The 23,388-nt window shown below is 72.3% G+C and carries 19 protein-coding genes and 1 tRNA gene; 7 read left to right on the top strand and 13 right to left on the bottom strand.

The genetic code is table 11. From position 1 onward, the window contains the following. Both H0H10_RS06335 and H0H10_RS06330 read left to right on the top strand, forming a co-directional pair. Positions 1-658: OmpL47-type beta-barrel domain-containing protein (locus H0H10_RS06335; protein WP_373566811.1), on the top strand; the 658-nt coding region annotated here is incomplete at its 5' end. Positions 659-897: 239 nt separating this feature from the next. Continuing rightward, positions 898-2,088 (top strand): ROK family protein, encoded by a 1,191-nt coding sequence (locus tag H0H10_RS06330; protein WP_188179833.1) that lies wholly within the window; start codon positions 898-900, stop codon positions 2,086-2,088. A gap of 35 nt (positions 2,089-2,123) precedes the next feature. Here the strand turns inward: H0H10_RS06330 and H0H10_RS06325 are convergent, their stop codons facing one another. Next, entirely contained in the window at positions 2,124-2,729 is a 606-nt protein-coding gene (locus H0H10_RS06325) for a class I SAM-dependent methyltransferase (RefSeq protein WP_188179832.1), read from the bottom strand. A 95-nt stretch (positions 2,730-2,824) separates the two neighbouring features. Between H0H10_RS06325 and H0H10_RS06320 the strand changes: the two genes are divergently transcribed. Further along, a complete protein-coding gene (locus H0H10_RS06320; RefSeq protein ID WP_188179831.1) occupies positions 2,825-3,208 on the top strand; it encodes a VOC family protein in 384 nt (127 codons plus the stop codon). A 107-nt stretch (positions 3,209-3,315) separates the two neighbouring features. On the opposite strand, the gene H0H10_RS06315 is transcribed toward H0H10_RS06320, so the two are convergent. The 4 genes from H0H10_RS06315 to sucC form a co-directional block, all read right to left on the bottom strand. Next, positions 3,316-3,403, bottom strand: a tRNA-Leu gene (locus H0H10_RS06315). Between the two features lie 149 nt (positions 3,404-3,552). Beyond that, complete coding sequence (locus H0H10_RS06310) at positions 3,553-5,094, bottom strand: aldehyde dehydrogenase family protein (RefSeq protein ID WP_188179830.1); 1,542 nt, start codon at positions 5,092-5,094, stop codon at positions 3,553-3,555. A 52-nt stretch (positions 5,095-5,146) separates the two neighbouring features. Next, a complete protein-coding gene (sucD, locus tag H0H10_RS06305) occupies positions 5,147-6,031 on the bottom strand; it encodes a succinate--CoA ligase subunit alpha (protein ID WP_188179829.1) in 885 nt (294 codons plus the stop codon). A 14-nt stretch (positions 6,032-6,045) separates the two neighbouring features. Continuing rightward, on the bottom strand, positions 6,046-7,176 hold the full coding sequence (gene sucC / locus H0H10_RS06300) for an ADP-forming succinate--CoA ligase subunit beta (RefSeq protein ID WP_188179828.1): 1,131 nt from the start codon (positions 7,174-7,176) through the stop codon (positions 6,046-6,048). Between the two features lie 143 nt (positions 7,177-7,319). On the opposite strand from sucC, the gene H0H10_RS06295 reads away from it, so the two are divergent. The 4 genes from H0H10_RS06295 to H0H10_RS06280 all read left to right on the top strand — a co-directional run bounded on the left by H0H10_RS06295 (position 7,320) and on the right by H0H10_RS06280 (position 13,904). Further along, entirely contained in the window at positions 7,320-9,005 is a 1,686-nt protein-coding gene (locus tag H0H10_RS06295; protein ID WP_188179827.1) for a thiamine pyrophosphate-binding protein, read from the top strand. A gap of 11 nt (positions 9,006-9,016) precedes the next feature. Next, the gene (gene frc, locus H0H10_RS06290; RefSeq protein ID WP_188179826.1) at positions 9,017-10,249 is read left to right on the top strand and encodes a formyl-CoA transferase; all 1,233 of its coding nucleotides are present in this window, start codon (positions 9,017-9,019) and stop codon (positions 10,247-10,249) included. Between the two features lie 4 nt (positions 10,250-10,253). Further along, complete coding sequence (locus H0H10_RS06285) at positions 10,254-12,398, top strand: acetate--CoA ligase family protein (protein WP_188179825.1); 2,145 nt, start codon at positions 10,254-10,256, stop codon at positions 12,396-12,398. Between the two features lie 120 nt (positions 12,399-12,518). Then, positions 12,519-13,904, top strand: a complete 1,386-nt coding sequence (locus tag H0H10_RS06280) for an OFA family MFS transporter (protein ID WP_188179824.1) — start codon at positions 12,519-12,521, stop codon at positions 13,902-13,904. Between the two features lie 126 nt (positions 13,905-14,030). Here H0H10_RS06280 and H0H10_RS06275 read toward each other — a convergent pair whose 3' ends face one another. From H0H10_RS06275 to H0H10_RS06240, 8 genes are all read right to left on the bottom strand, one after another. Next, positions 14,031-15,230 (bottom strand): sugar phosphate isomerase/epimerase family protein, encoded by a 1,200-nt coding sequence (locus tag H0H10_RS06275; protein ID WP_188179823.1) that lies wholly within the window; start codon positions 15,228-15,230, stop codon positions 14,031-14,033. Between the two features lie 116 nt (positions 15,231-15,346). After that, a complete protein-coding gene (locus tag H0H10_RS06270; protein WP_188179822.1) occupies positions 15,347-16,744 on the bottom strand; it encodes an alkaline phosphatase family protein in 1,398 nt (465 codons plus the stop codon). Continuing rightward, positions 16,741-17,946 carry a metabolite traffic protein EboE gene (gene eboE, locus H0H10_RS06265; RefSeq protein WP_188179821.1) on the bottom strand — a complete coding sequence of 402 codons (1,206 nt, stop codon included), beginning with the start codon at positions 17,944-17,946 and terminating at the stop codon, positions 16,741-16,743. Before eboE ends, H0H10_RS06270 begins: the two co-directional genes overlap by 4 nt. Before the next feature lie 3 nt (positions 17,947-17,949). Further along, positions 17,950-18,798: a TatD family hydrolase gene (locus H0H10_RS06260; RefSeq protein ID WP_188179820.1), complete on the bottom strand. Its 849-nt coding sequence runs from the start codon at positions 18,796-18,798 to the stop codon at positions 17,950-17,952. Further along, positions 18,798-19,523 (bottom strand): EboA domain-containing protein, encoded by a 726-nt coding sequence (locus H0H10_RS06255; RefSeq protein WP_188179819.1) that lies wholly within the window; start codon positions 19,521-19,523, stop codon positions 18,798-18,800. Before H0H10_RS06255 ends, H0H10_RS06260 begins: the two co-directional genes overlap by 1 nt. Beyond that, positions 19,520-20,530 carry a sugar phosphate isomerase/epimerase family protein gene (locus H0H10_RS06250; protein WP_188179846.1) on the bottom strand — a complete coding sequence of 337 codons (1,011 nt, stop codon included), beginning with the start codon at positions 20,528-20,530 and terminating at the stop codon, positions 19,520-19,522. The genes H0H10_RS06255 and H0H10_RS06250 overlap by 4 nt, the downstream gene beginning before the upstream one ends. A gap of 509 nt (positions 20,531-21,039) precedes the next feature. After that, positions 21,040-22,026, bottom strand: a complete 987-nt coding sequence (locus tag H0H10_RS06245) for an SCO3242 family prenyltransferase (RefSeq protein WP_309141734.1) — start codon at positions 22,024-22,026, stop codon at positions 21,040-21,042. 89 nt (positions 22,027-22,115) lie between these two features. Next, the gene (locus H0H10_RS06240; protein WP_188179817.1) at positions 22,116-23,291 is read right to left on the bottom strand and encodes an inositol-3-phosphate synthase; all 1,176 of its coding nucleotides are present in this window, start codon (positions 23,289-23,291) and stop codon (positions 22,116-22,118) included. Positions 23,292-23,388: the final 97 nt, after the last annotated feature.

Below are 23,388 nucleotides of genomic sequence, written 5' to 3'. Positions count from 1 at the left end.
CGGCCAGCACACCCTCACCTACCGAGCCACCGACAAAGCCGGCAACACCTCACCGGCGCAGTCGGTGAAGTTCACCGTCGTGGCCGCTCCGCCGGAGGACAGGACGCCGCCGCAGGTGTCGGCCTCCGTCTCCGGTACGAAGAACGACGCCGGTGACTACGTCGGCAGTGCGACGGTGACGGTGACGGCCTCGGACACGGAGTCGGGTGTGGCGAGGATCGAGTACTCCCTCGATGGTGGCCCCTACCTCCAGTACTCCGCCCCGGTGGTGATCGACAGGGCCGGGAGCCACACCGTGCTCTACCGGGCCGGCGACAAGGCCGGCAACACGTCCACGCCGCAGTCGCTGTCCCTCACCGTCGTCGACGGCAAGCCGCCCACCGACTGCCCTGAGGCGGACAACCGCTCCACCGTGTTCACCGGCTCGGTCAACACCGGTGTACCGAACCGTGTCACGACCAACGGCTGCACGATCAACGAGCTGATCGAGGACCACCGGGCCTGGAAGAACCACGGCGCGTTCGTCTCCCACGTCGGGGAGATCGTCACGACGCTGCGGAAGGAGGGAGTCATCGACCAGCGGGAGGCCGCCGCGATCAAGAAGGCGGCCGGCAGGTCCGACGTCGGCACGCCGGACCACGGTCCCGCCCGTCGCTGACCCGGACAGCGCAGCGCACAAGGCCCGGTGGAGTGGAGAGTCGGACGACTCCGCTCCACCGGGCCTGGCCGCCTCCGCGACAGCCGAGGCGGTAACAAGGCCGCGCTGTCTCACCGGCTTTGTCCATCAAATGAAGAAAGTTTTGTGAATCGGTGCACGAGTTTTTGCTACTGTCCGGGTGGAAGGTCGCACCCCCAAGCACCGGGCATGCGAACGACTCTGACCACGACGGGGGCGCCGTGAGGAGTACGACGGCTCGACCGGCCAACATCCATCAGGCCCGACTGCTCCGCCTCCTGCGCGACCTCGGTCCGCAGTCCCGGGTAGCCCTGGGGGACCAGGTCGAACTGTCGCGCTCCAAGCTCGCGTTCGAGATCGAACGGCTGCTGGAGACCGGGCTGGTCGTCCCGGACGGCCTCGCCGCCTCCCGTGGCGGCCGGCGCTCGCACAACGTGCGGATCACCCCGGCACTGCGGTTCCTCGGCGTGGACATCGGCGCGACCTCCGTGGATGTCGCGGTCACCAACGCGGAGTTGGACATCCTCGGCCATCAGACCGAGCCGCTGGACGTGCGCGACGGCCCGGTCGCGGTCTTCGAGCAGGTGCTGGCCCTGGTCGGCAAGGTGCGTGAGACGGCGTCGGTGGAACACTTCGACGGCGCCGGGATCGGCGTGCCGGGGCCCGTCCGGTTTCCCGAGGGTGTCCCCGTCGCCCCGCCGATCATGCCGGGGTGGAACGGTTTCCCCGTCCGCGAGGCGATGAGCCAGGAGCTCGGCTGCCCCGTCCTCGTCGACAACGACGTGAACCTGATGGCCCTGGGCGAGCAGCAGGCCGGCGTCGCCCGGTCCGTGCGCGACTTCTTATGCGTGAAGCTCGGGACCGGCATCGGCTGCGGCATCGTCGTCGGCGGCGAGGTCCACCGCGGCGTCACCGGCAGCGCCGGCGACATCGGCCACATCCAGGTGGAACCGGACGGACTGCGGTGCGCCTGCGGCAATGCCGGTTGCCTGGAGGCGTACTTCGGCGGGAACGCCCTCGCACGCGACGCGACCGCGGCCGCCCGGTCCGGCCGGTCGACGGAGCTGGCGGGACGGCTCGAGGCGGCAGGGAGGCTGACCGCCGAGGACGTGTCGGCCGCCGCGGGCGCCGGGGACGCCGTGGCCCTGGAGCTGATCCGCTGGGGAGGAAAACGTACCGGTCAGGTCATCGCCGGGCTGGTCAGCTTCTTCAACCCCGGCCTGGTGGTCATCGGAGGAGGGCTCACCGGACTGGGCCACAACCTTCTGGCGAGCATCCGCACCCAGGTCTACCGTCAGTCGCTGCCGTTGGCGACCGGCAACCTGCCGATCGTGCTCGGCGAACTGGGGCAGTGTGCCGGTGTCGTCGGGGGCGCCCGGCTGATCAGCGACCACGTCTTCTCACCGGCCTGACACTTCGGTGCGCGGCCGGAGTCAGGTACAGGACCTCACCGGCGGTGGACGCTCACGGCGTAGCCGCCGCCCTCGTAAGGGTCGGCGTCCCAGGTGGCGAAGCGGTCGACGAAGGTGAGGCCGGCCGCGGCGCAGTAGTCGTCGTACTCCGACAGCGTGATGCTCGGCGGCACGGGCAGGTGGGCCTCGTCCAGGCCGAAGCCGGCGACCATCAGACCGCCCGGCGCCAGGGCCGCGGCAAGACGCTCGACCACCGTGGCCTCGGTGCCGGCGGCGAGCAAGGGAATGACATTGCCTGCGGCGACCACGAGATCGAAGTCCGCCGCGATGTCGAGCCGACTCGGCTCGAACCCGGCCAGATCGGCCTCGAACCAGGCCAGTTCCGGCGCCTGCTGCCGCGCGACCGCCAGCATGGACGCATCCGCATCCACCCCGACACAGTCGTACCCGAGCTCCGCGAGCCGGATCATGACCCGTCCGGTACCGCACCCGGCGTCCAGCACCCGCGCTCCGGCAGGCACGAGCGCCGCGCAGAACCGCGCCTCACCGTGCACATCCTTCCCGCTCCGGGCCAAGGCCGCGAACCGTGCGGCGTAATCCTCTCCGGACGTCCCCCCGGTCAACTCCGTCCAACGGCTCATGGGGCCAACTATAGGGCGGCTACAGACATGGACACACTTAGGCAAGGCTTACCTAGTAGGCCGTCGGAGTATGCTGGCCCGGAGGGAGGTCCACGATGACCGTGCAGCTGAACCACACCATCGTCGCCGCGCACGACAAGCACACCTCGGCGGAGTTCCTCGCAGGCATCCTCGGTCTGGAACCCAGCCCGGAGTTCGGCCCCTTCGTCCCCGTCGAGATTCCGAACGGCGTGACCCTGGACTACATGGAGACGACCGGGACCGTCACTCCGCAGCACTACGCCTTCCTGGTCTCCGAGGACGACTTCGACGCGATCTTCGCCCGGATACGGCAGGCCGGGCTCACGTACTGGGCGGACCCGTTCCACAACCGCGCCGGCGAGATCAACCACAACGACGGCGGCCGGGGGGTCTACTTCGACGACCCCGACGGACACAACCTGGAGATCCTCACGCGACCGTACGGCAGCGGAAGCTGAACCGGGCCGCCCCCCTTCCCTCGCCGCCGAGCTCACGCCCACCGTGACGAACACACGACGAGGGCCCCGACCATCAGGTCGGGGCCCTCGTCACTGCATATCGGTGATGGTGTCCGAGGGGGGACTTGAACCCCCACGCCCGATAAAGGGCACTAGCACCTCAAGCTAGCGCGTCTGCCATTCCGCCACCCGGACCAGGTGTCTGCCGCCGTGACCGGGGTTTTCCCCGCGGCGACATGGACAACCATACCAAGGTTTCGCAGTGCCTTTCACCTGCGTTTTCCGTCCCCTGGGCGGTTGCGGCCCGAGGTGCACCGTGCGTGTCCGGGCGGTTACCGGGTCCCTTACGGCATGAGCTGGTACTCCGGGAAGTTGCCGGGCAGCCGCTCTCCCGCGGGTCCCCGGGTCACCGCGCGGACCAGCAGCTCGCCGCCGACGAAGGCGCCGCGCCAGGACGCGCCCAGGCCGCCGAACAGCTCGTCTCGGTCGCCGCGGGAGCGGGGGACGCCGTGGCCGACCTTGAAGGCGCGGATCTGCGGGGCCAGCCGGTCGTAGGTGGCCCGGTCGTCCGTGGACAGCGTGGCCACCAGTGCGCCGTTGGACGCGTTCATGGCGGCGAGCAGTTCCGCCTCCGTGTCGACCAGGACGATCGTGTCGACCGGGCCGAACGGCTCCGCGTGGTGCAGCGGGGAGGAACGGGGCGGGTTCAGCAGCGTGACCGGCTGGACGTACGCCGAGGTGTCCTGGCCGGGCAGGAAGCGGGCGTCGGACGGCGCGCCCCGGTGGAGCGGGACGGCGCCGCGGTCGATGGCCTCGGCGACCTGGTCGTGCAGGTCCTTCGCCTTGGCCGCGTTGATCACCGGCCCGAAGTCCAGCCGCGGGAAGGGGTCGGTGGGGTGCTCGACGGCGAGCGGGTGGCCGACCCGGAGCGTACGCACCGCGGGGAGGTACGCGGCGAGGAAGTCGGCGAACAGCTCGCGCTGGACGACGAAGCGCGGGTAGGCCGTGCAGCGCTGTTTGCCGTAGTCGAAGAGTTTGGGGATCACCGCGCTCAGGGCGTCCCAGTCCGTGTGGTTCCAGATGCCCCAGGTGTTGAGTCCCTCCTGTTCGAGGATGTGCCGCTTGCCGAGGTCGGCGACGGCGGTGGCCACGGCGGCGCCGGTGTCGCGGCCGCCGACGAAGGAGACGCAGCCGATCTCGGGGGCCCGCACCAGCGCCTGGGACAGCTCGCCTCCGCTGCCGCTGACGAGGGTGACGGGGACGCCCTCGCGGGCGGCGAGCGCCGAGGCCAGGGTCAGGCAGGAGACACCGCCGTCGGTCGGGGTCTTGGCGATGACCGCGTTGCCGGCCAGCGCCTGGACCAGCATGGCGTGGACGAGCACGCTCATCGGATAGTTCCAGCTGGCGATGTTGGACACCGGGCCGTCCAGCGGAGCCCGGCCTTCGAGCATGTCGTCGATGCCGTCGACGTACCAGCGCACGCCGTCGACGGCCCGGTCGACGTCGGCCTGGGCGAGCCGCCAGGGTTTGCCGATCTCCCAGACGAGGAGGAGGGCGAGCAGTTCGCGGTGTTCGGTGAGGGCGTCGAGGGCGGCGGCGACGCGGGCCCGGCGTTCGGGCAGCGGGACGTGGCGCCAGGCGCGGTGCTGGTCGAGCGAGGCGCGCACGGCGTGCTGTGCGGTGCCCCGGTCCAGGCGCGGCGGGCCCGCGACGGGGCTGCCGTCGACGGGGCTGGTGGCGGGCAGGGCGCGGCCGTCCGCCTGCCAGGCGGCGTTCCAGAGGTTGAGGACGCGGTCGCCGCGGAAGGCCTCGGGGGCGACGGCGAGACAGCGCTGCCAGGCGTCGGCCCAGGAGCTGCCGGCCTTGAGGGTGAGGGTGGGTGCCATGGGTGCTCCGCTCTCGGCGAGGTGCGGGGACTGGGACCTCATGTGCGCGCCGTCACGCACCGCTGCGCAGGAGGGCGAGTACGTGTCGTGCGGTCTCGGTCGGGGTGGCGCCGACCGTGACGCCGGCCGCTTCCAGCGCCTCCCGCTTGGCGCGGGCCGTGCCGGTCGAGCCGGAGACGATGGCGCCCGCGTGGCCCATGGTCCGGCCCTCGGGGGCGGTGAAGCCGGCGATGTAGCCGACGACCGGCTTGGTGACGTGGTCGCGTATGTGGGCCGCCGCGCGTTCCTCCGCGTCGCCGCCGATCTCGCCGATGAGCACGATCAGATCGGTGTCGGGGTCGTCCTCGAAGGCGGCGAGGCAGTCGATGTGGGAGGTGCCGACCACCGGGTCGCCGCCGATGCCGACGCAGGTGGAGAACCCGGTGTCGCGGAGTTCGTACATGAGCTGGTAGGTGAGCGTGCCGGACTTGGAGACCAGGCCGATGCGGCCGGGTTTGGCGATGTCGGCGGGGATGATGCCGGCGTTGGACTGGCCGGGGCTGATCAGGCCGGGGCAGTTGGGGCCGATGATCCGGGTGCCCCGGGCCCTGGCGTACGTGGTGAAGGCGACGGCGTCGTGGACGGGGATGCCCTCGGTGATGACGACGGCGAGGCCGATGCCGGCGTCGGCGGCTTCGAGGACCGCCGTCCTGGCGAAGGCGGGCGGCACGAAGACGACGGTGACGTCGGCGCCGGTGGCGTCGATGCCCTCGTGGACGGAGCCGAAGACGGGCACCTCGCGGTCGTCGAAGTCCACGGTGCGGCCCGCCTTGCGCGGGTTCACCCCGCCGACGACGTTCGTGCCGGACGCCAGCATGCGCCGGGTGTGCTTCATGCCCTCGCCGCCGGTCATGCCCTGGACGAGGATCCTGCTCTCCTTGGTGAGGTGGATGGCCATGGTGTCCCGTCTCCTCAGGTGGTGGCGGCGAGTTGGGCGGCACGGCGGGCGGCGCCGTCCATGGTGGTGGCCTGTTCGACGAGCGGATGGGCGCGGGCGTCGAGGACGGCCCGGCCCCGGGCGGCGTTGTTGCCGTCCAGGCGTACGACGAGCGGCTTGGTCAGCCGTACCTCGTCCAGGGCCCGTACGATGCCGTCGGCGACGGCGTCGCAGGCGGTGATCCCGCCGAAGACGTTGACGAGGACCGACTTCACGGCCGGGTCGGAGAGGATGACGGACAGTCCGTCGGCCATGACCTGCGCGGAGGCACCGCCGCCGATGTCGAGGAAGTCGGCGGGGCGGGCGCCGCAGCCGGCGACCACGTCGAGCGTCGACATGACGAGGCCCGCGCCGTTGCCGATGATGCCGACCTCGCCGTCCAGTCTGACGTAGTTCAGCCCGAGGGCGGCGGCCCGTGCCTCCAGCGGATCGTCGTGCTCCGCCGCCTCGGTGCCCCAGCGGGTCTGCCGGAAGCCGGCGTTGTCGTCGAGGGTGACCTTGCCGTCGAGGGCCACGATCCGGCCCTGGGCGGTGCGGACGAGCGGGTTGACCTCGACCAGGAGGGCGTCCTCGCGGACCAGCACCTGCCAGAGGCGGACGAGGACGTCGACGGTCTGCGGGGGCAGTCCGGCCGCCTCGGCGATCCGGGCGGCCTTCGCCGGGGTGACGCCCTCGGCCGGGTCGACGGGGATGCGTGCGACGGCCTCGGGCCGGGTGGCGGCGACCTCCTCGATGTCCATGCCGCCCTCCGCGGAGGCGATCGCGAGGAAGCGGCCCGCCGAGCGGTCGAGGACGTAGGAGACGTAGAACTCGCGGTCGATGTCGACGGGTTCGGCCAGCATGACCTTGCCGACCGTGTGGCCCTTGATGTCCATGCCGAGGATCCGGCGGGCCGTCAGTTCGGCCGCGGCCGGGTCGGCGGCGGGCCTCACCCCGCCGGCCTTGCCTCTGCCGCCGGTCTTCACCTGCGCCTTGACGACGACGCGTCCGCCGAGCCGGCGGGCGATCTCGCGGGCGCCCCGCGGCGAGTCGGTGACCTCGGCCCTCGGTACGAGGATGCCGTGTTCTTCGAAGAGTTCCCTTGCCTGGTGTTCGTACAGGTCCATTTCGGCTCCTGACTGAAAGTGCCGCACGCCCCCTGGACACCACCCACCGGATGCGGGATAACAAGCTTCATACAGTATTCGTCGACTGTATGCAATCTACCGCGAGAACGCCCCGACCCCTCGTGAAGGGACAGGACTTCGCCATGTCCGACGACACCACCCAGGACGTGATCTCCGGCGGTCACCTCGTTGCCAAGGCACTGAAGGCCGAGGGCGTCGACCGCATCTACACGCTGTGCGGCGGCCACATCATCGACATCTACGACGGCTGCGTCGACGAGGGCATCGAGGTCGTCGACGTACGTCACGAGCAGGTCGCCGCGCACGCCGCCGACGGCTACGCGCGCATCACCGGCAAGCCCGGCTGCGCGGTGGTCACCGCGGGGCCCGGCACCACCGACGCCGTCACCGGTGTCGCCAACGCCTTCCGCGCGGAGTCCCCGATGCTGCTGATCGGCGGTCAGGGCGCCCTGACCCAGCACAAGATGGGGTCCCTGCAGGACCTGCCGCACGTCGACATGATGACGCCGATCACCAAGTTCGCGGCGGCCGTACCCGACACGGCCCGGGCGGCGGACATGGTGTCGATGGCGTTCCGCGAGTGCTACCACGGGGCGCCCGGCCCCTCCTTCCTGGAGATCCCGCGCGACGTGCTGGACGCCAAGGTGCCGGTGGACAGGGCGCGGGTGCCGAAGGCCGGCGCCTACCGCGCCTCGACCCGCTCGGCCGGCGATCCCGAGGCGATCGAGCGGCTCGCCGACCTGCTGGTGCACGCCGAGAAGCCGGCCATCCTGCTCGGCAGCCAGGTGTGGACGACCCGCGGCACCGAGGCCGCCATCGAGCTCGTGCGCACCCTCAACATCCCCGCGTACATGAACGGGGCGGGGCGCGGCACCCTGCCGCCCGGCGACCCGCACCACTTCCAGCTCTCGCGGCGCTACGCCTTCTCGAACGCCGACGTCATCGTGATCGTCGGCACGCCCTTCGACTTCCGCATGGGCTACGGCAAGCGGCTCTCCCCGGACGCGACCGTCGTGCAGATCGACCTCGACTACCGCACCGTCGGCAAGAACCGCGACATCGACCTCGGCATCGTCGGCGACGCGGGACTGGTGCTGAAGTCGGTGACCGAGGCGGCCTCCGGACGCGTCAACGGCGGGGCGTCCAAGCGCAAGGAGTGGCTGGACGAGCTGCGCGCGGCCGAGCAGACCGCCCTCGACAAGCGGCTGCCGCAGCTGAGGTCGGACGCCACCCCCATCCACCCGTACCGCCTGGTCAGCGAGATCAACGACTTCCTCACCGAGGACTCCGTCTACATCGGCGACGGCGGCGACATCGTCACCTTCTCCGGGCAGGTCGTGCAGCCCAAGTCACCCGGGCACTGGATGGACCCCGGACCGCTGGGCACCCTCGGCGTCGGCGTGCCGTTCGTGCTGGCCGCCAAGCAGGCGCGGCCGGACAAGGAGGTCGTCGCCCTGTTCGGGGACGGCGCGTTCTCCCTCACCGGCTGGGACTTCGAGACCCTCGTCCGCTACGACCTCCCCTTCGTCGGCATCGTCGGCAACAACTCCTCCATGAACCAGATCCGCTACGGCCAGGCCGCCAAGTACGGCAAGGACCGCGAGCGGGTCGGCAACACCCTCGGCGACGTCCAGTACGACAAGTTCGCGCAGATGCTGGGCGGCTACGGCGAGGAGGTCCGCGACCCCGCCGACATCGGCCCCGCGCTGCGCCGGGCCCGCGAGTCCGGCAAGCCCTCGCTGATCAACGTCTGGGTCGACCCGGACGCGTACGCCCCCGGAACCATGAACCAGACGATGTACAAGTGAGGTGAACGCCCATGACAGCCAAGGCTCTTGAGGGCATCCGCGTCCTGGACATGACGCATGTGCAGTCCGGTCCCTCGGCGACCCAGCTGCTCGCCTGGCTCGGCGCGGACGTCGTCAAGCTGGAGGCGCCGAGCGGCGACATCACGCGCAGGCAGCTGCGCGATCTGCCGGACGTCGACTCCCTGTACTTCACGATGCTCAACTGCAACAAGCGGAGCATCACCCTCAACACCAAGACCGAACGCGGCAAGGAGATCCTCACCGAGCTGATCCGGCGCTCGGACGTCATGGTCGAGAACTTCGGACCGGGCGCGGTCGACCGGATGGGCTTCACCTGGGACCGCATCAAGGAGATCAATCCTCGGATCGTCTACGCCTCCATCAAGGGGTTCGGCGACGGTCCGTACACCAACTTCAAGGCGTACGAGGTCGTCGCGCAGGCCATGGGCGGATCGATGTCCACCACCGGTTTCGAGGACGGGCCGCCGCTGGCGACGGGGGCCCAGATCGGGGACTCGGGCACGGGCGTGCACGCCGTGGCGGGCATCCTCGCGGCGCTGTACCAGCGGGAGCGCACCGGGCGCGGGCAGCGGGTGAACGTGGCCATGCAGCACGCGGTGCTCAACCTCTGCCGGGTGAAGCTGCGCGACCAGCAGCGCCTGAGCCATGGTCCACTCGCCGAATATCCCAACGAGGACTTCGGCGACGAGGTTCCCAGGTCCGGGAACGCGTCCGGAGGCGGGCAGCCCGGCTGGGCGGTCAAGTGCGCGCCGGGCGGCCCGAACGACTACGTGTACGTCATCGTGCAGCCCGTCGGCTGGCAGCCGCTCAGCGAGCTCATCGGCCGTCCGGAGCTGGCCGACGACCCCGAGTGGGCGACGCCGGAGGCCCGGCTGCCCAAGCTGAACAAGATGTTCCAGCTGATCGAGGAGTGGTCGTCCACGCTGCCCAAGTGGGAGGTGCTGGAACGGCTGAACGCGCACAACATCCCGTGCGGGCCGATCCTGTCCACCAAGGAGATCATCGAGGACCCGTCCCTGGTCGCCAACGAGATGGTCGTCACCGTCCCCCACCCCGAGCGGGGCGAGTTCGTCACGGTCGGCAGCCCGCTGAAGCTCTCCGACTCCCCCGTGGAGGTGCGCAGCTCCCCGCTGCTCGGCGAGCACAACGCGGAGGTCTACGTCGGTGAACTCGGCCTCGGGGACGAGGAGCTGCGCCTGCTCAAGTCGAACGGGGTGATCTGACGTGATGGCCGAGGACCGGACGCTCCGGGTGCGCGCGCTGCTGGACGCGGTCCGCGCCGAGGGGCGCACCGCGCTCACCGCGCCCGAGGGCAAGGTGATCGCCGACGCGTACGGGATCGCCGTACCCGGTGAGGAGCTGGCGACGGACGTCGACGAGGCCGTGGCGTGCGCGGCGCGGTTCGGCGGACCCGTGGTGATGAAGATCGTGTCGCCGGACATCCTGCACAAGACCGACGCCGGCGGTGTGATCGTCGGAGTGGAGGGTGCGGCGGACGTCCGGGCGGCGTTCCGCCGGATCGTCGAGAACGCGCGGGCGTACGCCCCGGATGCGCGGATCGAGGGCGTGCAGGTTCAGGAGCTGCTGCCGAAGGGGCAGGAGGTCATCGTCGGCGCGGTCACCGATCCGACGTTCGGGAAGGTCGTGGCGTTCGGGCTCGGCGGGGTGCTCGTCGAGGTGCTGAAGGACGTCACGTTCCGGCTGGCGCCCGTGTCCCCCGACGAGGCGCTGTCGATGCTGGACTCGATCCGGTCGGCGGAGGTCCTGCGCGGGGTGCGGGGTCAGGAGGCCGTGGACCGGTGGGCGGTGGCCGAGCAGATCCGGCGGGTGTCGCACCTGGTCGCGGACTTCCCGGAGATCGCCGAGGTGGATCTCAACCCGGTGATCGCCACGGCCGGCGGGGCGGTCGCCGCCGACATCCGCGTGATCCTGTCCGAGGCGCCGGTGAAGCCGCGCCGCCGCTACACGCGCGACGAGATCCTCACCTCCATGCGCCGCCTGATGCAGCCGTCGTCGGTCGCCGTGATCGGCGCCTCCAACGAGCCGGGCAAGATCGGCAACTCGGTGATGCGCAACCTCGTCGACGGCGGCTTCGCCGGGGACATCCATCCGGTGAACCCCAAGGCCGATGACATTCTGGGCCGCAAGGCGTACAAGAGTGTCACCGACGTTCCCGGTGAGGTGGATGTGGCGGTCTTCGCGATTCCCGCCCGGTTCGTGGCCTCGGCGCTGGAAGAGGTGGGGCGCAAGAGGATCCCGAACGCCGTGCTGATCCCCTCCGGGTTCGCGGAGACCGGGGAGCACGAGCTCCAGGAGGAGATCGTGGCGATCGCCGAGCGGCACGGCATCCGGCTGCTCGGGCCCAACATCTACGGCTACTACTCGACCTGGCAGGACCTGTGCGCCACGTTCTGCACGCCGTACGACGTCAAGGGCGGGGTCGCGCTGACCAGTCAGTCCGGCGGCATCGGGATGGCCGTCCTGGGCTTCGCGCGCACCACCAGGACCGGTGTGTCGGCGATCGTCGGGCTGGGCAACAAGTCGGACCTGGACGAGGACGACCTGCTGACCTGGTTCGGGGAGGACCCGCACACCGAGTGCATCGCGATGCACCTGGAGGACCTCAAGGACGGCCGCGCGTTCGTCGAGGCAGCGCGGGCGACCGTGCCGAAGAAGCCGGTCGTGGTGCTGAAGGCGGGGCGCACGGCGGCGGGCGCGAAGGCCGCGGGCTCGCACACCGGAGCCCTGGCCGGCGACGACGCCGTGTACGACGACATCCTGCGGCAGGCCGGTGTCATCCGGGCCCCGGGCCTGAACGACATGCTGGAGTACGCGCGCGCGTTGCCGGTGCTGCCCGCTCCCACGGGCGACAACGTGGTGATCATCACCGGGGCCGGCGGCAGCGGTGTGCTGCTGTCGGACGCGGTCACCGACAACGGCCTGTCGCTGATGGAGATCCCGCCGGACCTGGACGCGGCGTTCCGCGCGTTCATCCCGCCCTTCGGGGCGGCGGGCAACCCGGTGGACATCACCGGGGGCGAGCCGCCGTCGACGTACGAGGCGACCATCCGGCTGGGTCTTGAGGACCCGCGCGTCCACGCGCTGGTGCTCGGCTACTGGCACACCATCGTCACTCCTCCCATGGTGTTCGCCGAGCTCACCGCACGCGTGGTGGCCGAGTTCCGCGAGCGCGGCATCGAGAAGCCGGTGGTGGCGTCCCTGGCGGGCGACGTGGAGGTGGAGGAGGCGTGCCGGTACCTCTTCGATCGGGGTGTCGTGGCGTACCCGTACACGACCGAGAAACCGGTGGCCGTGCTCGGCGCGAAGTACCGCTGGGCACGGGCGGCGGGACTGCTGGGGGGCGGTTCATGAGCTGAGGCAGCGGGGGGCGGCCGACGGTGCGCGTCGGCCGGCCCCGGGACCCGTGCGCGCACGAAAGGCAATGGACAGGGGGCGCTGGCCAGAACTTTCGACGCAAGGGGTGCAACCAACGTGACAACCACCGACGTTACACGGGTCGCCACCTACCGGGAGGTGACCGACAAGAACGGGCGCGTCTATCGTGTCGGCGAGTCCGACATCGACATCATGGGGCGCAAGCGCAAGTGGATGGTGATCCTGCCCTGGGTCGGCATGATGGGCATCTCCTCCGCCGAGTACGCGTTCGCGTCCGCCGAGGACACGCTCCACGAGGCCCACCACTGGTCCAGCGGCAGCATCTACTGGATGATGACCGCCTGGGTGTTCTGCCAGGCCGCGGTCGCCTTTCCGGCGGGGCGGCTGCGTGAGAACGGCAAACTGCCCGCGCGCTGGGCGATGATGCTGGGCTCGGCCGGCACACTGCTCGGCTATCTGTCGCTGGCGTTCGCGCCGCATGTCGCGCTCGCCTTCATCGGGTTCGGCGTGTTCAGCGGCATGGGCGCGGGCATGGTGTACGCGACCTGCGTCAACATGGTCGGCAAGTGGTACCCGGAGCGCAGGGGTGGCAAGACCGGCTTCGTCAACGGCGGTTTCGCCTACGGCTCGGTGCCGTTCGTCTTCCTCTTCCACGGCTACATGGACGGTTCCAACTTCCGTTGGGTACTGGTCTCGGCGGGTGTCTTCCTCGCCGCGATGGTGGCTCTCGCCGGCTTCTACTTCCGGGACCCGCCGAAGAACTGGTGGCCGGCCTCCGTCGACCCGCTGAACCCGCCGGAGGACCCGCGGGCCCGGCGTTCGCTGGAGAAGAACCCCCCGGCCGTCAAGCAGTACTCACCGCTGGAGGCGTGGAAGACCGGCCGGGTGGCGCTGATGTGGTTCTGTCTGGCCTGCACCTCCGGCGTGAACATCTTCGGCATCGCCTTCCAGGTCGACATCGGTGAGGACGCGGGCTTCGCGGCCGGGATCGTGGCCACCGCGATGTCGCTGAAGGCGATCGTCAACGGCACCGGGCGCGGCGTCATCGGCTGGCTCTCCGACCTCTACGGCCGCAAGCAGTGCCTGCTCTACGTGTGCGCCATCCTGGGCCTCGCCCAGTTCGGCATCATCTGGTCGGCCGAGATCAAGAACCTGCCGCTGTTCCTGTTCTTCTCAGCAGTCTCCGGCTTCGGCGGCGGTGCCATCTTCCCGATGTTCGCGGCACTGACGGCGGACTACTTCGGCGAGAACAACAACGCCACCAACTACGGGATGGTCTACAGCTCCAAGCTCGTCTCCGGTCTGGGCGCGGGCATGGGTGCCGTGGTCGTCGGTGCCTGGGGCTACAACGGTGCCTTCACCCTGGCGGGCTGCATCTCGATCTTCGCCGGCTTCGTGGCACTGTTCCTCAGCCCGCCGGGGCGGCCGAAGGCCAAGCGCATCACGCCCAACCCCCAGCCACTCGGTGAGGAGACGACCTGACCCGGAGGATCCCGACGCCGCGAACCGTCCCTGCCGTCGAAACGACCGCATCAGAGGCTTCCTGCACACGGACCGGGCGGCCCCTCCCGCAGCGCGCGGGAAGGGCCGCCCGGTCCGTTTTCCGGGTCAGCGCCGCTTGCGCAGGGCCGCCATGTTGTCGTAGCTGATCTTGGCCTCCCGCAGCGACTGCGCGGGGTCGGTGGCGCTCGGCGAGTTGTCGTCCTCGACCATCGGGTTGTGGTAGTTCGGCTGCCCGACCCGGGAGAAGAAGGTCGTGTAGTCGATGACGCCGGTGCCGAAGGGCACCATGTCGTAGCCCATGCCGTTGGTCGTGCTCACGACGCCGTCCTTGGCGTGGAACAGCGGGTAGCGCTTCTTGTTGCGGACGACCAGGCCGGCCGGGTCGAAGACGTCCTTCCGGCTGGAGCCGTCGTGGGCGGTGTACGTGTGGAACTTGTACTGGGCGACGTGCGCCCAGAAGACGTCCATCTCCAGCCAGACCAGCTTCGGGTCGGTGACCTGGAGGAAGTACTCCAGCTTCCGGATGCCGGAGCTGCGGGTCGGGCGGCCCTGGGCGTCCAGCGGGCCGCCGTCGAGCAGGAAGCCGTAGGCGCTGTCGTGGTTGTGGGTGTAGAGCTTGATGCCCTCGCGGCGGGCGATCTCACCCATGGCGTTCCACTTGTCGGCGGCCACGTCCCAGTCGGCGCGGTAGGAGCTGCCGGTGGGGTCGCCACCGGTGCCCATGTGGTCCATGCCGAGGATGTTGGCGATCTCCAGGTGCTTCTTGAAGGTGTCCAGGTCGGCCGTGGTCAGCGGCCAGGACGGCGGGATGAAGCCGTGGTTGCCCTGGGCGCGCAGGCCGTACTCGTCGAGCCAGGAGCGCAGCAGCTTCGCGCCCTCGACGCTCTCCAGGTTGGCGCCGCCGGGCGCGTTGGCGTGCTGCCGGTAGCCGGCGAACTCCACCTGGCGGTAGCCGTGGCGGGCGAGCTGCTTGAACACCTCGCGGAAGCCGGAGGGCAGGTCGGTCGCCAGCGGGTCGCGGCCGGTGGCGTCACGGACGGTGTAGAGGATGATGCCGCGCTTGTGCGCCGGGACGAGGATCTGCCCGCCGCGCCCGGGCTCGTGGGGGTTGCCTCTGTCGGCGTCCTGGGCCAGGGCGGGGCCGGCGCCGAAGACGGGGGCGGCGACGGCGCCGGCCGCCACGGCGGTGCAGGTGCTGAGGAAGCGGCGCCGGCCCACACCGAGGGTGCGGCGCAGTCCCTCGTCCGCGGTGTCGGCGGCGGAGGCGGTCGCCTCGGTGCGGGAGGGGTCGGAGTACAGGGTCACGAGTGGCCTGCCTTCTCGGTCGTGGCCGGTTCCGGTCCCGCCGGGACCGGCCGTTGTCAGTGCCGTGTGGTTCACTCTCGGTAGTCGGATCTCGGGCCGGCGCACGGGGTCGTGCGTCAGTCGAGTCCGGCCAGCCGGAGCAGGAGTTGCTTGACGTCGGTGGCCGCTACGCGGTCGCCGACAGCGCGGGGGGTGGAGCAGATGAGGAGCGGACCGTCGTCGTCGCTCGCGGGGAGGCGGCCGTGGCTGCCTCGAATAGGTGAGGGGTCCAGGGGCACGACCGCCATGCGGTAGCGCATGCCGAGCTTCTTGCGGGCCAGGGCGGTGGCCGCCTTGACCTTGACGTAGGGGTCGAGCGGGTCCATGAACAGCTCGACCGGGTCGTAGCCGGGTTTGCGGTGGATCTCGACGAGCTGCGCGAAGTCGGGCGCGCGGTCGTCGTCGAGCCAGTAGTAGTACGTGAACCAGGCGTCCGGCTCCGCGACGGCGACGAGCTCGCCGGCGCGCGGATGGTCGAGGTGGTGGGCCTTCTTGCCCTCGTCGTCGAGGAGCTGCTCGATGCCGGGCAGTCCGTCCAGGGCGGCTCGGGCGGCGTCGAGGTCCTCGGGGCGGCGGACGTACACGTGGGCGATCTGGTGGTCGGCGACCGCGAAGGCGCGGGAGGCCATCGGGTCGAGGTATTCCATGCCGTCCTGCGTGTGCACCTCCAGCAGTCCGGCGCGGCGCAGGGCCCGGTTGATGTCCACGGGCCGGTTCACGCGGGTGATGCCGTACTCGGACAGCGCGACGACGGTGCGGCCCTCGGCGCGGGCGTCGTCGAGGAGCGGGGCCATCGCCGCGTCCAGGTCGGCGGCGGCCTTCAGGGAGCGCGGGTCGTCGGGGCCGAAGCGCTGCAGGTCGTAGTCGAGGTGAGGGAGGTAGCAGAGCGTCAGGTCGGGGCGCCGGGTGCGCATGATGTGCCGGGTGGCGTCGATGATCCACTGGCTGGAGACCAGGTCCGCGCCGGGCCCCCAGAAGTGGAAGAGCGGGAAGGTGCCGAGTTTCCGGGTCAGTTCGTCGTGCAGGGCCGGGGGCCGGGTGTAGCAGTCGGGTTCCTTGCGGCCGTCGGCGTAGTAGACGGGACGGGGGGTGACGGTGATGTCGGTGTCGGCGCCCATGGCGTACCACCAGCAGATGTTGGCGACCGTGTAGCCGGGGTGGGCGCGGCGGGCGGCGTCCCAGAGCTTGTCGCCGGAGACGAGTCCGTTGTGCTGGCGCCACAGCAGGACGTCGCCGAGTTCACGGAAGTACCACCCGTTGCCGACGATGCCGTGTTCGCTCGGGTGGGCGCCGGTGAGGAAGGTGGACTGGGCGGCACAGGTGACGGCGGGCAGGACGGTGCCCAGCGGCGCGCGGGAGCCGGACTGGCCGAGCGCCTTGAGGTGGGGCATGTGGTCGAGGAGTCGGGGGGTGAGTCCGACGACGTCGAGGACGAGGAGGGGGGTGGGCCCTTCGGGGTGGGTCGCTCGGGTCATGGCAGTTCCTTGAGGCCGAGGTCGGTCAGCAGGTCGCGGGCGAGGGTGAGCTCGGCGGCGATGCCGTCGGTGAGCTGGGCGCGGGCGCGCGGCCGCAGCTCGGGCGGGAGGGCCTGCCAGGTGTAGGTCTCGACCTCCAGATGGCGGGTGAGCGGATGCGGGCCGCCGACGAGCCGGGTCAGTGCGGCCTTCAGGACGGGGAGCGTGGAGGTGAGGGGCGCGGCGGGGTCCGCGTGCAGCGGGACGTGGAAGTGGGCGCGCCAGGGCGCGCCGGCGGGCAGGGTGTCGCCCGTCAGTGCCTCGTCGAGGTCGTCGGTGCCGTGCAGGCCGGCGGCGACGGTGGTCCCTCCCGCTCGGACGGTGTCGTGAGTGGTGAGGGCGCGGGTCTGGTGCAGGAAGCGCGGCTCGGCGAAGGCGGCGAGGGACGCGCGGACTTCGGGGAGATGGGGGTGTTCGGCGTGCAGGGCGGCGGAGAGCTGGGACTTGACGACGGGGACGCGGGCGGCGGTGAGGGCATCCAGGGCGGTGTGCGGGTCTTCGAAGGAGGTGGCGAGGTGGCAGGTGTCGACGCAGATGCCGATGCGGTCGTGGCCGATCGCGGTCAGCGGCGCGATGGCGTCGTGTGTCGTCTCGACGACGCAGCCCGGTTCGGGCTCCAGGCCGACGCGGATGGAGCGGCCGGTCAGTTCCTCCAGGGCGTCGAGGCGTTCGGCGAGGGTGACCAGGGCGCCGCGGGCCTTCTCGGCGCGCGCGTCGTCATAGGCGGTGCGCCAGGCCAGCGGCAGGGTGGAGATGCTGCCGTGGGTGACGTCGTCGGGCAGGAGCCCGGCGAGGACCCGGGCCAGGGCGGTGGTGTGCTCCAGGCGCTCGGGGTCGGCCCAGTCCGGCTTGTAGACGCGGTACTTGACCTCCTCGGCGCCGAAGCCCTCATAGGGGAACCCGTTGAGGGTGACGACCTCCAGGCCCCGCCGGTCCAGTTCGGTGCGCAGGCCGCGCAGTGCGGAGGGGTCGGTGACCAGCGCGTGGGCGGCGTCGCGGGCGAGCCACAGGCCGATGCCGAGGCGGTCGCGGCCGAGCCGGCGGCGCACCGGCTCGCAGTGGTCACGGAGCTGGGCGAGGACGCCGTCCAGGGTCTCGGCGGGGTGGACGTTGGTGCAGTAGGCGAGGTGCACGGTGGAGCCGTCGGGGTGCCGGAAGCGCATGGCTCACTCCCCGCCGCGCAGGATGGAGTTGCCCTCGTGGGTGGCGTCCGGCGAGGACACGTCGAGGTCCAGGCGCCCGCTGAGACCGTAGAAGGCGACCGGGTTGCGCCACAGGACCCGGTCCACGTCGTCCTCGGTGAAGCCCTCGGCGAGCATGAGGTCGCCGACCTTGCGGGTCTTGAGCGGGTCGCTCCTGCCCCAGTCGGCGGCGGAGTTCACCAGCACCTGGTCCGGGCCGTACTCGCGCAGGATCGCGACCATGCGGGCCTCGTCCATCTTGGTGTCCGGATAGACGGAGAAGCCGAGCCAGGCGCCGCTGTCCTTGGCCTCCTTGACGGTGGTCTCGTTGAGGTGGTCGACCAGGACGCGGTCCACGGGCAGCGCGGACTCCCGGACGGCGTCCAGTGTGCGGCGCAGGCCGGCGAGCTTGTCCCGGTGCGGGGTGTGCACGAGGGCCGGCAGTCCGTGGTCGGCGGCGAGCTGGAGCTGGGCGGCCAGGGCGTTGTCCTCGGCGGGGGTCATCGAGTCGTAGCCGATCTCGCCGACGGCCACGACCCGGTCCTTGACGAGATAGCGGGGCAGCTCGTCGAGGACGGGGGTGCAGCGCGGGTCGTTGGCCTCCTTGGGGTTGAGGGCGATCGTGCAGTGGTGGGCGATGCCGTACTGGGCGGCGCGGAAGGGTTCCCAGCCCAGCAGGGAGTCGAAGTAGTCACGGAAGGAGTCGGGAGAGGTGCGGGGCTGGCCGAGCCAGAAGGACGGCTCGACGACGGCGCGGACGCCGGCGGCGTGCATGGCCTCGTAGTCGTCGGTGGTCCGGGAAGTCATGTGGATGTGGGGGTCGAAGATGCGCATCAGGACTCCTTGCCGTGGGGGTCGGCCGTGCCGGGCGACGGGCGCTCGGATCCGGTCAGAGCCAGGACGCGGTGCAGGTCCTCGGGGACGGGACGGCCCGCGGCGGTGCGTTCGGCGGCGTAGTCGGCGAGCATGCGGGCGAGTTCGTCGTCCCCGCGGGCGCGCCGGCCGAGCTCCGCCACCTGGTCGACGGGGACGCCGGTGAACAGGCACTTCAGCACGGCGTGCCGCCACTGGTGGGGGTCGAGGTGGCGGGCGGCGTACGGGCCGAGGGCGGCGGCGACGAGCCTGGTGTCGTTGGTGCGCAGGGCGTCCTCGACCAGGGGGAGGGCGTCGGGGCCGGGCACGAGGTGGGGCAGCGCGTGCAGGGCGGCGCGGCGTTCGTCGGCCGTTCCCTGGAAGTAGACCCGGGTCAGGGCGTCCGTGCCGGCGCCGGCCGCGTGCAGGATGAGGACGCGGGCCGCGTCGGCGTGGGCGGGGCCGCAGCGGCGTCCGGCCTCGGCGAGGCGCAGCTCCCACACGGAGATCGGGCCGTGCGCGCCGGGATGCGCCGCGGCCTCGTCCAGGGCCTGGTCGAGCCAGGCGCGTGCGGCTCCGCCGAGCCGGGCGGCGAGGGCGGCGCGCAGGTCTTCCGGCGGGGTCAGGGCGGGGGTGATGCCCTGGGGGGATCCGGCGGCAGGGGTGGCCTGCGTCGGGGTGCCCGGCGTGGGCCTCGGGTTCGTCATGGGGTGCTCCCTTCGGGGGTGGCGGAGGGCTCGCCCGGGGTGGGTGCGTCCGGCGGGAAGGGGCCGGCCGGTGGTGCCGTGCGGGGGTGTCGGGGGGTGGCCGCGGTGGCTGCGGTGGCCGCGGCTGCCGCGGCTTCGCGGAGGAAGGGGAGGGAGCGTTCGGCGTAGTGGGGGCCCGCGTGGGAGTGGCGGGGCAGTTCGACGACGGTCAGGCCCTGGTAGCCGGTGGCGGCGAGGGCCGCGAGGACGGGCGGGAAGTCGATCTCGCCGTCTCCGAAGGGGAGGTGTTCGTGGATGCCGCGCCGCATGTCCTCGATCTGGACGTGCCGCAGCCAGGGTCCGGCGGCGCGCACGCAGTCGGCGGGCGGGAGGGGTTCCAGGCACTGGCAGTGGCCGATGTCGAGGGTGAGGCCGAGGGCGTCGGGGCCGCCGAGGGTGCGCCGCAGCCGGTGGAAGTCGTCGAGGGTGGACAGGAGGTGGCCCGGTTCGGGCTCCACCGCGAGCGGCACGCCGGCGTCCGCGGCGGCGTCCAGGACCGGGGCGAGGGCTTCCGCGAGGCGCTTCCAGGCCGTCTCCTCGTCCGTCCCCGGCGGGGTGACGCCGCTGAAGCAGTGGACGGCGTGGGCGCCCAGGTCGGCGGCGACGCGCACGGCCCTCAGCAGCAGGTCGGTGCGGCGCGCCCGGTCGCCGGGGTCCGGGTCGAGGAGGGAGGGACCGTGTTTGCGACGCGGGTCGAGGACGTAGCGGGCGCCCGTCTCCACCGTGACGCCCAGACCGAGGGAGTCCAGCCGGTGCGCGACCCGGCGCGTGCGGGCGGCCAGGTCGCCGGCGAGCGGGTCGAGGTGCATGTGGTCGAGGGTCAGACCGACACCGTCGTAGCCGAGGTCGGCGAGGAGGGCGAGGGCGTCGTCGAGCCGGAGGTCGGCAAGGCCGTTGGTGCCGTACCCGAAACGGAGGGGGGTGGTGCCGGCACCCCGGCCCCCGTCCCGGGCGGAACCCGCGCCCACGCCCCGGCCCGGCCCCACGGCCGCGACCCGGCTCGTGTCCCGGGCCGGGGAGCCGCCCGCCTCCCGGACCACGTCCCGGGCCGGGCCCACGTTCCGGCTCACGCCTCGGGCCGGACCACCACCCACCTCCGGGCTCATGTCCCGGACCGGACCGCCGCCCGTCTCCCGGCTCGCGTCCCGGGCCGGGCCCACGTTCCGGCTCACGCCTCGGGCCGGACCACCACCCACCTCCGGGCTCATGTCCCGGACCGGACCGCCGCCCGTCTCCCGGCTCGCGTCCCGGGCCGGGGAGCCGCCCGCCTCCCGGACCACATCCCGGGCCAGGCCCACGTTCCGGCTCACGCCTCGGGTTGGACCGCCGCCTGCCTCCCGGCCCATGTTCCGGACCGGGGAGCCGGTCGCGTCCCGGTTCATGTCCGGGGTCGGTTCCGTGCTCGGGTTTCGGCTCACGCCTCGGGCCCGGTCGTCGCCGGTCGTGTCCCGGCTCGTGCGCTGGTTCGGGTTGCGGGTCACGTGATGCTCACCTTCCTCATGCCGGTGCGCCTCGCGAACATCCGGGCGGCCGGAGCCAGGGCCGCGACCAGGAGGGACGTGGCGGGCGCGCCGGAGCGGGCGGCGAGGGCGGCCTGGAGCGGGATCGTGGCCCGGATGCCGCCGCCGACGGCGCGTTGGGTGAGCGGGGGCGAGGGGTTGAGCGTGGCGTGGAAGTAGGGGCGGGCGGCCGTGGCGGCGTAGGCGGCGCCCAGGGCCGTGGCGAGGGCGCCGGTGGCCCGGGGCGGGCTCCCGGCCGGGCTGGAGCCCGGCAGGCCGGGGGCGGCTGCTGCCCTCCGGCCTGCCGGGAGTCGGGTGCCGCGGTGGGCGACCAGCCGGGTCAGCGCCCCCGTCGTCGCGAGCGCCGCCAGCGGGGCCAGGACCGAACCGCCGGTGGTCTCGCGGCGGGACACGGCCGTGACCGCGAGGGTGTGGCTGCCGAGCAGCGCGGCGGAGGGCAGTGCGGCCCGGGTGCCGCCGCCGGTGGCGGCCGCGCCCAGCAGCAGGTCCAGTCCGCGGGCCGCGGCCATGGCCGCGGGGCCGGCGGGCGTGTGCTTCAGCGCCAGGTCGTAGGCCCAGACGGTCGCCGCCAGAGGGGCGGCCACCGCGAGGGCGGGCCGTCCCGCGCCGGCGGCCAGGGCCAGACCGGCGCCGGTGAGACCGCAGGCGGCGGCGAGGGCGGCGGCCGGACGGATGCGGCCGGACGGAAGCGGCCGGTGCGGGCGCTCCACGGCGTCCTCGGCGCGGTCAGCCCAGTCGTTCAGGGCCATGCCGGCCTCGTACAGGCACAGGGAGGATCCGATGGCCAGCAGGGTCCGGGGTCCGGGGCGCGCGCCGGCCGCCGCCGCGCCGGCCAGGGCGTCGCCGGGGACGGTGAACAGCGCGGGCAGGCGCAGCAGCTCGGCCCAGGCGCCCGCGCTGCCGGAGCGGGGGCGGGGGGTGCGGGGCGCGGACCCGGCGGGGATCGAGGCGGCGTGCGAAGACGCCGCCGGGCCGTCCGTCGCCCTCGCCCCGGCCGGCGCGGGCGTGTCCCGCGCCGAGGCGACCGTGCGGCTCACCGCTGCGCCCCGCGGTCGTCGGCGCCGTCCCGCAGCCGCCCGGCGAAGCGCCTCAGCTCCGCGTACTGCTCGGCCAGTGACGACGGGCCGTCCCCGACCGGGTCCTTGAAGTAGAAGCCCAGCTCGCTCAGCGGGCCGGACAGGCCCCTGTCGTGGGCGCGGGCGACCAGCCGGGCCAGGTCGAGGACGAGCGGGGCGGCGAGCGCCGAGTCGCAGCCCTGCCAGATGGTCTGCAGGATCATGCGGGAGCCGAGGAAGCCGTCGAAGGCGATGTGGTCCCAGGCCGTCTTCCAGTCGCCGAGCGCGGGCACGTCGTCGATGTGGACCTCGCCCTCGGGTGCGGCACCGAGGGTGTCGGCGAGGACGCGTTCCTTGCCGGCGTTCTTGGCGGCGGCGGCCGCGGGGTCGGCGAGGGCGGCACCGTCGCCGCCGCCCAGGAGGTTGGTGCCGGACCAGGCGCGCACGGCGAGGGCGCGCTGCCGGAACATCGGGCCGAGCACGGAGCGCAGCAGGGTCTGCCCGGTCTTGCCGTCGCGGCCCGCGTACGGCAGGCCCGAGGACTCGGCGAGTGGGGCCAGCGCCGGGTGGTGCAGGCCCGTGGAGGGGGTGAAGTTGACGTAGGGGCAGCCGGCGCGCAGGGCGGCCGCCGCGTAGAGGGAGCTGGGCGGCAGCGTGCCGTCGGTGGGGGCGGGCTCGGTGGAGGCGACGTTCACCACGACGGCGCCCGCGAGGCCCTGGCGGCGCACGAAGTCGCGGATGTCGGCCGCGAACACGTCGATCCACTCGTCCTGGGTGCGGCCCGATCCGCCGTCCGTGTCGCCGGGCAGGGGGCCGCCGGGCCTGATCTCCCGGTCGGCGGCGACGAGTTCGGCGTGCACGGCGGACGGCAGGCCGTGCGGCAGGACGCCGCCGTCGGCGAGGTGCTCGGCACGTTTGGGCAGCGGGCAGTCGACGGTGTCGTGGCCGCCGAAGACGAGGGACGACAAGGCCGGCAGTCCGCACGAGGTGAAGTCGGGGGTCTCGGTGACCATGCCGGCCGGCGGGTGGAGCCCGGCGGCGACGGCGGCGCAGCCCGCGATCGCGGTCGTGGCCACGGATCCGCGCGCCCCGATGAGCCAGACACCGAAACGGGGGGACGAGGAGGGGGTGGGGAGGGACGGTTCGGCGGACATGGGCAGCCTCCTTGTCGTACGCGAACCGGGTGTGAGCGCCGGAAGCGGGGACCGGGCGCGGGGCCCGGGGAGACGGCGGGCGGAGGTCCGGCGTCCT

Origin of the sequence: Streptomyces griseicoloratus (assembly GCF_014534645.1) — a bacterium.
GTDB lineage: Bacteria > Actinomycetota > Actinomycetes > Streptomycetales > Streptomycetaceae > Streptomyces > Streptomyces griseicoloratus.
The sequence above is the reverse complement of the archived record's forward strand: the minus strand, read 5'-3'. Positions and strand labels throughout refer to the sequence as shown.

Bases quoted from the DNA above. Each gene is read 5' to 3' on its own strand.
- H0H10_RS06295 (WP_188179827.1), top strand. From the start codon at position 7,320: ATGTCCGACGACACCACCCAGGACGTGATCTCCGGCGGTCACCTCGTT.
- frc (WP_188179826.1), top strand. From the start codon at position 9,017: ATGACAGCCAAGGCTCTTGAGGGCATCCGCGTCCTGGACATGACGCAT.
- H0H10_RS06240 (WP_188179817.1), bottom strand. From the start codon at position 23,291: ATGTCCGCCGAACCGTCCCTCCCCACCCCCTCCTCGTCCCCCCGTTTC.
- sucD (WP_188179829.1), bottom strand. From the start codon at position 6,031: ATGGCCATCCACCTCACCAAGGAGAGCAGGATCCTCGTCCAGGGCATG.
- H0H10_RS06320 (WP_188179831.1), top strand. From the start codon at position 2,825: ATGACCGTGCAGCTGAACCACACCATCGTCGCCGCGCACGACAAGCAC.
- H0H10_RS06310 (WP_188179830.1), bottom strand. From the start codon at position 5,094: ATGGCACCCACCCTCACCCTCAAGGCCGGCAGCTCCTGGGCCGACGCC.
- H0H10_RS06285 (WP_188179825.1), top strand. From the start codon at position 10,254: ATGGCCGAGGACCGGACGCTCCGGGTGCGCGCGCTGCTGGACGCGGTC.
- eboE (WP_188179821.1), bottom strand. From the start codon at position 17,946: ATGCGCTTCCGGCACCCCGACGGCTCCACCGTGCACCTCGCCTACTGC.
- H0H10_RS06270 (WP_188179822.1), bottom strand. From the start codon at position 16,744: ATGACCCGAGCGACCCACCCCGAAGGGCCCACCCCCCTCCTCGTCCTC.
- sucC (WP_188179828.1), bottom strand. From the start codon at position 7,176: ATGGACCTGTACGAACACCAGGCAAGGGAACTCTTCGAAGAACACGGC.
- H0H10_RS06260 (WP_188179820.1), bottom strand. From the start codon at position 18,798: ATGCGCATCTTCGACCCCCACATCCACATGACTTCCCGGACCACCGAC.
- H0H10_RS06255 (WP_188179819.1), bottom strand. From the start codon at position 19,523: ATGACGAACCCGAGGCCCACGCCGGGCACCCCGACGCAGGCCACCCCT.
- H0H10_RS06325 (WP_188179832.1), bottom strand. From the start codon at position 2,729: ATGAGCCGTTGGACGGAGTTGACCGGGGGGACGTCCGGAGAGGATTAC.